9 protein-coding genes are annotated in these 12628 nt (G+C 36.1%); 6 read left to right on the forward strand and 3 right to left on the reverse strand.

The genetic code is table 11. The annotated features are described in order from the left end of the window. Positions 1-2 precede the first annotated feature (2 nt). Positions 3-2222, reverse strand: coding sequence for a LodA/GoxA family CTQ-dependent oxidase (locus Q0829_RS26090; RefSeq protein ID WP_298548691.1), 2220 nt, complete (start codon positions 2220-2222; stop codon positions 3-5). Positions 2223-2237: 15 nt separating this feature from the next. After that, positions 2238-4496, reverse strand: coding sequence for a tyrosinase family protein (locus Q0829_RS26095; RefSeq protein ID WP_298548693.1), 2259 nt, complete (start codon positions 4494-4496; stop codon positions 2238-2240). 256 nt (positions 4497-4752) lie between these two features. On the opposite strand from Q0829_RS26095, the gene Q0829_RS26100 reads away from it, so the two are divergent. The 5 genes from Q0829_RS26100 (at position 4753) to Q0829_RS26120 (ending at position 11143) form a co-directional block, all read left to right on the forward strand. Beyond that, positions 4753-6588, forward strand: coding sequence for an FAD/NAD(P)-binding protein (locus Q0829_RS26100; protein WP_298548695.1), 1836 nt, complete (start codon positions 4753-4755; stop codon positions 6586-6588). A gap of 54 nt (positions 6589-6642) precedes the next feature. After that, positions 6643-7650, forward strand: a complete 1008-nt coding sequence (locus Q0829_RS26105; RefSeq protein ID WP_298548698.1) for a heme-binding protein — start codon at positions 6643-6645, stop codon at positions 7648-7650. Between the two features lie 86 nt (positions 7651-7736). Beyond that, positions 7737-8177 (forward strand): hypothetical protein, encoded by a 441-nt coding sequence (locus tag Q0829_RS26110; RefSeq protein ID WP_298548701.1) that lies wholly within the window; start codon positions 7737-7739, stop codon positions 8175-8177. 31 nt (positions 8178-8208) lie between these two features. Next, a complete protein-coding gene (locus Q0829_RS26115) occupies positions 8209-10029 on the forward strand; it encodes a GMC family oxidoreductase (protein WP_298548703.1) in 1821 nt (606 codons plus the stop codon). Positions 10030-10042: 13 nt separating this feature from the next. Further along, entirely contained in the window at positions 10043-11143 is a 1101-nt protein-coding gene (locus Q0829_RS26120; protein ID WP_298548708.1) for a ferritin-like protein, read from the forward strand. 126 nt (positions 11144-11269) lie between these two features. On the opposite strand, the gene Q0829_RS26125 is transcribed toward Q0829_RS26120, so the two are convergent. Beyond that, positions 11270-12190: a LysR family transcriptional regulator gene (locus Q0829_RS26125; RefSeq protein WP_298548711.1), complete on the reverse strand. Its 921-nt coding sequence runs from the start codon at positions 12188-12190 to the stop codon at positions 11270-11272. Between the two features lie 191 nt (positions 12191-12381). Between Q0829_RS26125 and Q0829_RS26130 the strand changes: the two genes are divergently transcribed. Next, positions 12382-12603 (forward strand): hypothetical protein, encoded by a 222-nt coding sequence (locus Q0829_RS26130; protein WP_298548714.1) that lies wholly within the window; start codon positions 12382-12384, stop codon positions 12601-12603. The last annotated feature ends 25 nt before the right edge of the window (positions 12604-12628 follow it).

Raw genomic sequence — 12628 nt, forward strand, 5'->3', positions numbered from 1 at the left:
TTTTAATTATTGTTATTTTCTTTATTTGATTCTCCAAAACTTTGTCCTAATACACGATCTCCAGGTTTTACAGGATCTCCTAATGCTTCATTATTACGCTCTATTTGATAAAACTGTCTTGTAATTCCAGTTCCTTTGGAGACTATAAAGCCAAGATCTTTCCATGCCTGAACCATTTGTAGATCCCCAGCCTTATTGTTTGGTATTCCAGATGCCCAGTATACCTGCGACCCGTTTGGTTCTGGAGCATCCAGTACTACAATAGGTCTGTGAGCTGGCCACCAGGGAATGTTATAAGCAATTTGTTGCTCTACTGGATCACCTGTTGATTCCGGATAAATGTTATTCCATTTTTCATAGGTGATATTAATGTTCTGAAATGTGCATTCATGAAAATCTGCTTGCCATGGAATTCCTATATATTTAGTAAGATCTCCAGGCTCCATACCTGCAGCTAGATTAGGAGCAGTACTACCATCAGTATTCGCAATAGGCTGTGGGATACTTAATCCTCCAGCAATATAGGTGGCATGTTTAATTCGATAAGGTTCACTATAAATAGCTGGATTATTAACAATCCAGGAGAGTTCACCTCCCGGACAGAAAGCACCACCTAATAAGTTACTCAATACACCACGGTCAATTCCGATACCTGTTGTAGGAGGATTTACCCAAGGATTAGTGCATTTTGTATTACTTTCCCCCCATTCTGTACATTCATTAACAAATTTTCCATTTGCCCATTGTTTTAAAAAGAATAACTGCGTTTCTGTCATAGATAGAAACTTTTGAGGAGCAGTATTACTAATCGGATTATTACCACAGAGCATAGGCATTAATCGGGGCTTATTAGAAGTAGAATTGTAATTTCCTTCTACCTCATATTCATTAAGTTGATTGGTTTGTCTCATAATTCCGAGTACAAATTGTCTCAATCGGTAGTATGGATCTTCTCCATTTTTTGGAGGGATGGAAAGTGTTTCGTAATTTAAATTTCCACCAGTACCTCGATTATGAGGATCTCCACCACCGAAGAAGTCAAAAACAAAGGTGTATTTAAAATCATCTGGTCTGCGCAATTGTGGCCACAGTTCCCTATAAAATTTTGGATAATAATCAGGGTTGTATCGTGCTTCATTTCTCCAGATATCGAATTCTTCTTGAGTTTTAGGGCTATTGCTTTCTTTTGTGAAAGGAGGTACTCCAAATACTTGCGGATCATATGCCATTTTACGAACAAAAAGGTCGTACATCTTTTCATCCATCGTAATCATGTCTTCCATTTCAGGAACATATCTCGGGTATCCCACAACGACCCATGCAGGAACTTGGACATCCATAGTTCCCTTAGTTTTGGTCTTTATTTCTTTATCACCATCATAAGTGATATCTGTAAAAGTGTATTCTATTGTAGCCGTTACAGGTCCATCAGAGATATCATCAAACCAACCATCATTATTAACAAAACTTTCTATAACTGGAGTTTTAGTGGATCCCGAATTACCATTTCCTCCTAATACAATAAGTCGGATGTTTTTTTCCTGCTCATTCACTAGTAAACTACCCAGTGTTTCTATAGAATTAGGTTGTATATCCGAAGGTGGAAAGGTCTGTGGATAGGATATTTTTTTATATTTACTACAATCCATCTTCTTACTTTCTGAACCAAATTTGGCAAAAGCACCTTTGTTGTTTTTAAGGTTTACAGTAAGTGGTCCCGGATCAATAATAAGTTGTCTTCTTAAATCGGGTTGGGTGACTTCAGCATTACGGAGTGGGTGACTGGGAGCATAACCTTCTTCTCCATCAGTCTCCTGAAACTCGTACCATGAGGCTTTCTTATTAGCAAGATGTACAGTCCAATCGATATCCGTAACCTTTCCTTTAACCGTTCTTGGTGCTGTTACGGCGGTTTGATATATAAAATCATAGGTACCTCCTACTTTGATTTCTTCTCCTTCAGTATCTTCTTCATTTTTATAGGCAAATACTCTAAATCGAGCAGCTTGTTTTTTGATTTTAGAAAGATCACTACTGTCTTTAAAAGAGTTTACTCTTATGGGGTTTCCTTTTGAATCTTTTTGTTCTCTTCCCATTTCATCGCAAGCAATAGGACGCGTTCCCGGTTGCTCTGGAGTAATGTAAAAATCATCGTCAGTGTTACCAAGTCTTGCAATTCCGATGCTTGGGTGAATTTTAAAAGTAGTATATGTATTGTCCATTTGTGTTGCTTTAATTTAGTCCATGAAGTTTAAGGATACACCATCGATGTATACAGCGTTGTCTATCTGATTTCCATCAATACCGAGAATCACTAATTGTATGGTAATATCTTTTGCGCCATTATTTAAGATACGTTGTACAGCATCCGTAGCATTGATTTTATAGTTCCTGGGTTCATGGTGATGTAGTTGTCTAAAATCAAATTGTCTTGTTTTATCCAGAGGTAAATTACAATGTCCCGGACCTCCGTAACAACTTCCGTGAAACGTAGAGATTTCTTCAACAAAATGATCATTACCTTTTGTAGGAGTATCTATGGTAGCATCAGGAGTGTTTAAGAATACTCTAATATTTGCATTTTGTAGATTTCCTCGTTGGACTCTATGAATTTTAATTTCAGCTTTACGATGAGAATCCAATGTGTTTGTAGAAACTTTGGCAGGTGCACTATTAAATTTTACTAACCCTGTTTTGCTCGATACATCATAAAACACAGAATCCCTCATATACGTATATCCTAACTTTTGGATACTCATAGTATCCTGAACTGTCATAGACCAAGGAGCCAAGACGGCATTCATTTCCTGAGGAGTTCCATTATGCAGTTCCTGCCATCGTGCCCATATCCGGTCAACATTAGAATGATGTGCCCAAAATAGAGGATCGAAAGCTGTAATTCTGTTATCCGTCATCCATCCATATACGGGGTTTTCCTTGCTTTGCGGGTCAGCAGTAAGTTTTAGTTTTTGATATATTTTTTTCCATTCATCACTATTATCAGGATACGTGGGATTGGTCCCTCCAGAGAAGTTATGCATGCCGTTATGCACTTTTTCTAAGGATCCATAATGATGATCATAGGATGGACCTCCTCCAAAATCACCAAAGTTATCTAATGACAGGAGTAAATTAATATCATCTTTTGTTGGATACTGAGATAGTGGTCCCATAGATCCTGGCCAGCGATTCGGAAACCATAATGGGTTCGTTTCCTTAAGGATATCATATATAGCTCGTATTTTATCAGACCATACCGCTACATTATTAACATTGATGATTTCATAAGGAATTCCGGCAGCTTTTAAGAAACGTAGTCCAGAGTTATATACAGTACCTTTTTTGACAATTTTTTCTAAGGCAGAAATCTCTTTCTTATTTAATATGGATTTGCCTTCAGAAGTTTTTTGATCTTTTAGTTTATCTAATCCTATTTTGCTTAGATAACAACCATAGGCTTCTGGCAGCACACCCAGATCATATTCTTTATTGTTAAAAGTGTTTTTATTTTGATCAGCGTAATCAGTCCAGGACCAATAAGGTAAGGCAATATTCTTATCGTAATCTTGCAGTTTTTGTTCGAAAAAGTATAAGTATAATCTATGCCATGTAGTAAACTGTTCCCATCCATGCTGACAAGAATCAGTATGGATTCTTGCCCAATAATCAAAGCTTCTTTCATCTTGCCAATAGTCTGTATATTGAAACATACAGTTTAGTGCCTCTCTAAAGGTATTTAATTCATCAGCGCTTAGTGAACTTACTTCTTTTCTGACGGTAAGCCCTTTATTATCTCCGTGATCCTGATTGGTTTTATTGGTAGACACCTGATGCAGTAACTCTCCGGTAGCTAATGCCAGATGATTATTATGAGTAGAGACCTGCACCAGTTTTGATGCGTTTTTTTGCTCCTCTTCTAAAGTTAAAGGACAATCGGCGTCAATCCAGTTAGCAATGGTTTGAATTTGATCTGCAGAAGCTGTGGCGGCTGCATCCCATAATAGTTTTGGGAAAATGCTTCCATCAAAAGGATACTGTCCTTTTAAACCTATAATAATAGCAGATTGATTACTTCGTTTTTGAGTTGGACTACTTCCACCTCCGCCACCAGAACCTCCAGAAGGCCAGCAATCACCTATAGATGTTGTAGTAGGGGGTTGCTGTACAGCAGAAACTGCTGGTTGTAATGAGGCAGTATCAGAGGAGTTCTCTTCTGATCCACAGCATCCATCACCACTTTTAGTAGGTTGTTTGGCAGCAGTTGGTGCCGAAGAGGAACTTTTAGATCCACAACACCCTTCAGATCCTTCATTAGAATCTGAACCATCCTTCGGAGCAATCAATCGTTGTCCATATAAGGAAGCTGTTATAAAAGTTTCGGGATCTAACCAAAAAGCGTGTAATCCTTGATAACTGGGAACCGTTTTTCCTTGTAGTGTATTAAGGATCTCTTTTACCTGTTCATATTGAGAAGTTTTTTTCTTTTTACCAGCCATAATTGTGTGTTGTATTTTTAGTTAAGCCATGCTTCTCAAAGTTAGGAACAAGAGGGAAAATTTGGTATAGGTATAAATACCTGTTTTCTTATTTGTTACCTGTTTTTAGATGGTTAAGCGATTTTATTAAAAAAATAAAATTGCTTGTTTGGGATTCAAAAAACAGGGGTTTATACGCTTTTTTTCTTTGAAATAATAATAGAACTTTGGGGAAATCCCCGGCTTAGAATTCACAACTTTTAAAATACTAAACAACATGGCTATCTTAACATTTAATGAAATTTCAGATCATGATGATGTGGATATTGCGATTATCGGAGCAGGTATTTCTGGTCTATATTGCGCATATCGATTGATCAATAATCCTGCCTACTCAGGAAAAAAAATTAGCATATACGAACGTCTTAATCGAACAGGAGGGCGATTACAATCAGATTTAATTCCGATTCGGGGAAATCATAAAGTTTCTGATGAAAACGGAATCCGTAATTTTTACGATCAGGTACAGATTGATTGGGTGAAGGAAGAACAAGGAGGGATGCGTTTCAATTATAATATGGAAGAGCTAATGACCCTTAATGGCGCACTGAATATATGTGATGAGATTGTGCCTTTCCCGATGTCAAGTACAGATGATACCAATAGATTTTGTATCAGAGGGCATAGTTTTTCATTAGCAGAAGCGAATGCAGGAGGCAATATGATATGGAGTCAATTGTATGATTTAAATCCGGAAGAAATAGGATTGAGTCCTGTGCAGATTGTAACGAATGCCTACAATAGGATTCTGGAAGCAAATGATATTATTTTAGATGAAGATCAAACACCAGAATATTGGCAAAAATTCAGATTGCATTTTAAATGGAAAGGAATTCCTATGAATGAATGGCAATTATGGGGATTGCTACGGGATATGGGATATTCTGAAGAATGTATAGAAATGCTCACTAATACTATTGGATTTGCAGGGCCTTTTAAATCATTACCCAATGCAGGAGATGCCTGGCAAATTTTGGCAGATTTCCCAAAAGATCCAACATATTACACTTTTAAATATGGATTTAGTACGCTTCCTGATGCTATTAAAAAAGAATTGGAAGGAAAAGTAGATATTTATCTCAGTACCAATATAGATAGTATAAGAGGAGAAGAAAATGATTTTACCATAGATCTTACGGAAGCTCCGGAAGGGCAAAACTCGAGACCAAATATTCCTTGTGGAGAACACAAAAAGGTAAAAGCTAAACAAATAATATCTGCCATTGCAGCAACTGGATTTAAATCTCTTTTTGTGAAATCTCCTGCGCTTTACTCAACTAATAAGGAGCATGATGGTATGAGATTGTGGGAAAGTATTAACGGGGTTTTAGGGATGAATTTGATGAAGATTAATTTCTATTTCAGAGAGGCTTGGTGGTACAATGGTTCTACAGGAAGACCTAATATAGAATTCGGACCTAATTTTACAGACCTACCCATTAATTCTATATACCCGTTCTATTCTGTTGAGGATCTGGATGTAGATCACAAAAAAGGAACCGTCTCCATTATTAGTGGAGAAGAACCCGCGGCATTGACTTTATACTGCGATTTTAATAATACGAATTTCTGGAAAGGGTTACAAAATGTGGGGCCAAAATTCACTTCACCATTACAGGAAATGTATAATGAGATGAAATCACAAACAGTTTTCCCGGCTTCACAGGCAGTAGTAGCAGAAGCAAGAAAACAAATGGGGCTGTTATTTGGTGTTACCAATATACCGGAGCCTATTTTTACCAGTTATCGTTTGTGGAATGGAGAAGATGATTTCGAACATGCATATCACCAATGGCAATTGAATGTAAACGATAAAGAAACGATCGAATATCTTTCGAATCCTTTACCCGGATTTTATATGTGTAACGAAGCTATTTCGGATATGCAAGGCTGGGTAAATGGATCTTTACGATCTTCTGATTTAGCACTGGGTAAAATATCTAAAGGAGCAATACAACCTATGGACAACGCTCCTTGTAAAAGTCAGGTTGAAACAAACGATGAAACCACAGGAAAAACTTCTTTACGAGTTTCCAGAGGGCATTGGGGTTAATCATTCATAAACATATTCAAGCAAATTTTATTCTAACTTTTAAAACGTATTATCATGTCAGAAAAAAGCACAGCAACAGCATCATCGGTAACACCTCCTGTTTTCCCTGATACACTCATTAATGAACCAACACAAACCAATCCAGCTCCTAATATTGATGGTCTTGGGCCACTTAGCAATCTAATAGGTACCTGGACAAATCAAAATTTAGGATCATCTGGTAGTGGAGGAACAGCATCACCATATTCTTATAATATCATGCCATTACCTGTAGCGTCAGTACCGGAAAAGTATATTCTTAAGAATTTCAAATATTATGAGGAAATCACATTTTCTCCAATTAACGGAAATGCTCCCAATAGAGGAGGTGATTACAATCAAAATGCAAATGTTATTTTTTATGAACAAAGAATTTATTTTGCGGATGGACCGGATAAGGATAAACTTGTTCATGCAGAAAATGGCTCATGGTTGTTTTTGGTAACAGGAACAGAAGCTCAAGGACCTTATGGAACGACACCAGTTGTACCTCATGATGGACCTATTCCAGAGCAATCTGTATTGACGAATGTGGCGAAACAAATTTCTGTACCTCATGGGAACTCTATTTTAGCGCAAGGAGGTATAAAAGGATACCCTAACTCCTATTTGAATAATGGTCCTTTAAGTATAAGTGCGTATTCCGGAGATGTAATCCCTTCAGGTATTAATACAACTCCTTATACAACAGAAAGTGTGGGAAATCCTTTTCCTGCTCTAAACGATAATCCTAACCAACCATTACAGGATGGAGTTGCGGCTAATCCTTGTGTTCAATATATTCAATGGGCAGTAGATACTGAAAATCCTGCAGCAAAAGGTTCGGTAACTAACATTCCATTCGAAAAACAAAAGGCAAATGTAGTAGATTATAGTGCGAACTATTGGTTACAGGCATTTACACAAGGAGGAGAATTTACACAATTATCATATAATCAAACGATTTTGATGAATATTCCGATTAATGGAACTATCGTAAAGTTTCCACATATCACTTGTAATACGTTGACGAAAAAACAATAAAGATTATTTCATGCCATGTATCGCTGTCTTTAAACTAAAGCGATACATGGTTTTTTGACACACAATTCATATAACTCATCATACCTATGAAAATAACAGTATCAGAAAGACTGGATTGGTTCGAGAAATTAAGTGTGATTCTTACAGGATTTTCACGAAGTGAACTTCTGGGAACAGGGCTTATAGAAATATATCTTGATACCATTGATCAACACCTTGGAGAAGACCACGTCAATACTTTATTAGATTCATTTAGAAAGATCAATATTCAGGATGAAGAAGATCTAACAGCTGAAGAATCTAGGAATATACAAGAATTAGTAGAAAGTAAAAGCAATGAATCCATAACGAAATTGGTTATTCTGTTATGGTATACCGGACAATGGTATGGGAAGAACAGTTATATTGTTTCTTCTCAATCTTATCTGGAAGGTCTGGTATGGAAAGCTATAGGAGCACATCCTATGGGAGGAAAACAACCGGGATATGGAACCTGGGGATTTCCACCACTTACCTTTTCTTCTTAATCACTATCAAACGTTATTAATCTATTGAATTATGAGTACAGAAAACACATACGATGTAGTGATTGTTGGGGCTGGTATAACTGGAGCAATTGTTGCAAATCAACTGGCAGAAAAAGGTCATAAAGTATTAATCTTGGAAGCAGGAGTACAAAAGAGCTTTGATTTTGAGAGTTATCGAGCCTATTTACATCATTACTATCAGAATACGATTAAAATTCCTAATTCCCCATACCCTCAGAACCCAAATGCTCCTCAGCCTTTGGTAACGGATGTAGGTGATATCGAAGATGGAATCCAACAATTTAATAAAGACGGATATTTTAGACAATATGGACCGGCGCCTTTTCAGAGTACCTATACCAGGGCAAAAGGAGGAACTACATTACACTGGTTAGGTACCTGTCTAAGGATGCTTCCAAGTGATTTTAAAGAAAAAGATTTATACGATTCCGGAAAAAACTGGCCAATCAATTATTATGATCTAATGCCATATTATCGAATGGCGGAACGTGAAATAGGTGTTTCTGCAGATGTAGAGGAACAAGCTTTTTTTGGAATTGAATTCGAAGAAAATTATGTATACCCAATGACTAAGATTCCGCAGAGTCATTTGGATAAAAAATTAACAGAATGGACAAAAGGGGCAACTTTTGACTATGAAGGAAAAACATATCCCTATAAAGTTGTAAGTACTCCACAAGGAAGAAATAGTAATCCGAATCCTAACTATAACAATGGTGAGGGATATCAACCTGTAGGAGCAGTCGGAAATCCTGATTTAGGTCAGCGATGTGAAGGGAATTCTGCCTGTGTACCGATTTGCCCTGTTCAGGCAAAATATAATGCACTAAAAACACTGAAGAAAGCTGTAGATAAAGGCGTAGTGATCTATTCTCAATGTGTAGCTTCAGAGATATTATATGATGAAGATTCTGGAGAAATTACCGGAATCAAGTATAAGGAATATGAAGATTTTGATAGTCTTACAGATACCAGTAAACCTTGTAACTACATTGAAAAGGTAATTACGGCTAAGCGATATGTCCTGGCGGCCCATGCGGTTGAGAATGCAAAACTGATGTTAGCTTCAGGATTCAAAAATAAAAATATCGGTCAAAATTTAATGGATCATCCTGTTTTGTTGACTTGGGGATTGGCACCAGAAGCTATAGGCGCTTTTAGAGGACCAGGATCTACATCAGGAATTCCGAGTCTTAGAGATGGAACGTTTAGAAAAGATCGTTCGGCATTTAGAATTGAGATTGGTAATTGGGGATGGAACTGGCCTGCTGGTTCTCCAACAACCGAATTACAAGAAGGGCTCTCTAAACAACTATTTGGAAAAGAACTACGCGCATTTCTGCTAGATACAGTCCAAAAAGAATTTCGTTTAGGTTTTTTAATAGAACAACAAGCACTCTCTAACAACAGTGTTACCATTGATGATCGTTATCGAGATGAATTGGGGAATTACAGACCTATCATAAACTATAATATCACGGATCACGAGAAAGAAGGCATGTTGGCAGCCAAAGAATTTTCTAAACAGTTTTTTGATGCACTAAGCGGTACTGATAAAACCCAATATAGCCCTGATAAGGGAGGTTTTATTTTGTATAAAGGAGAAGAACTATGGTGGCAGGGAGCTGGTCATTTGGCAGGAACTCATATTATGGGGACTGATAAAGAAAATTCTGTTGTGGATAAGTATCAGCGATGTCATGAACACAAGAATTTGTTTCTGGTAGGCTGTGGAAATATGCCTACGATGGGAACATCTAATCCTACTTTAACGATTGCTGCACTTTCGTTTTGGGCGGCTGAGAATATTAGTAAAGATCTGAATTCATAAAAAAAATAAACCCATGCTCGATACATATAAAGAAGAATTGTTTAAGAATTTGCAAACAGCAATAGAACTGGAACACTCAACGATACCGCCTTATTTGGCAGCTTTTTTTACTATTGATCAGGATACCAATCCATTTTCATGGCAAGCGGTTAGAAGCGTAGTAATGGAAGAAATGTTACATATGACCTTAGCTTGTAACATATTAAATGCCGTAGGAGGAAAACCGTACATTGATAATCCAAAGTTTATTCCGGAATATCCTGCTAAGTTTAATTTTGCAGATCGCAAGTTTGATGTAGGGTTAATAAAGTTTTCGAAATCGTCTATAGAAACGTTTATGGAAATAGAAAAACCTTCAGAAACCAGATTGAGAGTTAAAGGAGAAGATCTAAAAGGATTGTTACATCCCATTGATCTGGATGAAAGTACGATTGGAGAATTCTATGAAACGGTAAAAGAACAATTTACAATGTTGGTAAAAGAATATGGAGAGGAATCTGTATTTAATGGAGATCAAAGTTTACAAATCACTTCAAAAGACTATTATGGAGGTGGAGGTGAAGTTATTGAGGTTCATAATCTGGAAACTGCATTATTTGCTATTGATATTATTGTAGATCAGGGAGAAGGAGCTCCAGGATCTATTTATGATGGAGATGAGACCTATTTTGGTCAGGATCAAGAAGTAGCACATTATTTTAGGTTCAAAGAAATCCATGTGGAACGAAGATATCAGGAAGGAGATTTGCCCACTGAGGAACCAACAGGAGCAAGTGTTCCTGTGAACTGGGAAGCGGTAAAAGATATGATTGAGAATCCTAAAGCCAATCATTTTCCTGAAGGGTCACCTGCACGAATCAAAGCAGATGAGTTCAATCAATTATACTCTCATTTTTTACGGTTACTTCATCTTACTTTTAATGGTCAGTCGGATCTTATTGTAAAAGCTGTAGGGATGATGTATCAGATGAAATATGTAGCTGCGGAATTGTTAAATATCCAGATACCAGATAACAAAGAAGGAAAAGTAGCTGGTCCACCTTTTGAATATATTCCTATTGAACAAAGGAAGGTGTATGCATGGCTGTTGCCCGAACTTGCTTCAGAAATATAATGATCAAAAACATAAAAAAAACCGTATTACACGGTTTTTTTTATATGTTATTATTTTAGATAAGGTTTTCGATTTTAGATTTAACCATTATACAATGATTAGGCTCAAAGTTTACTAATATTCTTTTTATTGGTCAAAAAGATGAAACTTATCTTTTATTATTTCATCCTTTTTTTCTTCCACGTATTTTAGAAAAGCTTCCGCAACAAGAGAAAACTTTTTATTTTTTAACCAAATCAGATTCCAGATAGATTTAATTGGAAAACCTTGTACTGGAATAATTTGTAAACGCCCAGCATCCAAATCATTTCGAATTCCAATGAGTGGCATAATAGAATATCCTAGTCCCGCAATAACCGCTTGTTTTACTGCTTCATTAGAGGTAAGTTCCATTTTTTTTCTAACAGGTAAATCGTTCTTTTCGATATATTTCTCCATTGTATGTCTTGTTCCTGATCCGGGCTCTCTATAAATCAAAGGGAGTTCAGAAAAAATAGATTTGTTATACTTTTTCTTAGTAAATTTTTCTGAAGTACTACCTACCAAATACAACTGGTTCTCCATGAGCTTTGTTTTCTCAATTTGCATGTTTTTAGGTAATACAGAAACCAGCGAAAAATCAACTGTGTTTTCTTCCAGACTATTTATTACTCTTTGTTTGTTTGTAACATCGAGAACCAAGTCGACTCCTTCATGCTTCTTCATAAAATCAGACAAGAAATAAGGGATGATATATTTTCCTGTAGAAACAACAGAAATTTTTAAAATACCAGATAACTGCCCCTGATAGGCCTTGGTTTTATAACTAATTTGATTTACTTCATTTATAATTTTCTGAGCAGCAATAGCAATTTCTTTTCCAAAATCAGTGACATACAACTTTCTTCCAATAACTTCTGTAAGAGGGATAGGAAATTGATCCTGAAAATTTTTGAGCTGTATGGATACGGCTGGTTGAGTTAAATGTAACTCTTCAGAAGCTTTAGTAATACTTTCTTTTTCTACTATTTTGAGAAAAATTTGTAGTTGATGCAATGTATAATTCATAAATAATATTAATGATTATGATTACAAATATAAATAAAAATATATGAAAATTTATATATACATTTATAATGTTATTAGTAAAAAAGTGAATTAAAGACTCTAAATCAAAAAGTTGTAATTGATTTTGATGTGCTACTTGATTTCGATATAACAATAAATTAAAACCTAATGTTTCACTAAAATGTATTCTTATGGAATTATTAAAAAAAGCGAGAGAATTTCATCAAAGAAGTATGAATAATATGAGTACAAGTGATAGAGTTTCTGCATCCAGAGAAGCAAAGTCCTTGGTATTAAGTATCAATGAGATATATAAGAAGAGTAAAGACCCTGACCTCATGAACCTAATGAAAATGATTACTCAAAAAAAACGTAAAATAGACAAAAGATTGCGTGGACGTTTAGTTATTTAAGAATGCGGCCTAAAAATATTAAAAG

The organism is uncultured Aquimarina sp. (genome assembly GCF_947492405.1).
Taxonomy (GTDB): Bacteria; Bacteroidota; Bacteroidia; order Flavobacteriales; family Flavobacteriaceae; genus Aquimarina.

What these genes read in the sequence shown, in the direction of transcription:
- Q0829_RS26095 (WP_298548693.1), bottom strand. Translation starts at nt 4,496, where the DNA reads ATGGCTGGTAAAAAGAAAAAAACTTCTCAATATGAACAGGTAAAAGAG.
- Q0829_RS26130 (WP_298548714.1), top strand. Translation starts at nt 12,382, where the DNA reads ATGGAATTATTAAAAAAAGCGAGAGAATTTCATCAAAGAAGTATGAAT.
- Q0829_RS26125 (WP_298548711.1), bottom strand. Translation starts at nt 12,190, where the DNA reads ATGAATTATACATTGCATCAACTACAAATTTTTCTCAAAATAGTAGAA.
- Q0829_RS26090 (WP_298548691.1), bottom strand. Translation starts at nt 2,222, where the DNA reads ATGGACAATACATATACTACTTTTAAAATTCACCCAAGCATCGGAATT.
- Q0829_RS26115 (WP_298548703.1), top strand. Translation starts at nt 8,209, where the DNA reads ATGAGTACAGAAAACACATACGATGTAGTGATTGTTGGGGCTGGTATA.
- Q0829_RS26120 (WP_298548708.1), top strand. Translation starts at nt 10,043, where the DNA reads ATGCTCGATACATATAAAGAAGAATTGTTTAAGAATTTGCAAACAGCA.
- Q0829_RS26105 (WP_298548698.1), top strand. Translation starts at nt 6,643, where the DNA reads ATGTCAGAAAAAAGCACAGCAACAGCATCATCGGTAACACCTCCTGTT.
- Q0829_RS26110 (WP_298548701.1), top strand. Translation starts at nt 7,737, where the DNA reads ATGAAAATAACAGTATCAGAAAGACTGGATTGGTTCGAGAAATTAAGT.
- Q0829_RS26100 (WP_298548695.1), top strand. Translation starts at nt 4,753, where the DNA reads ATGGCTATCTTAACATTTAATGAAATTTCAGATCATGATGATGTGGAT.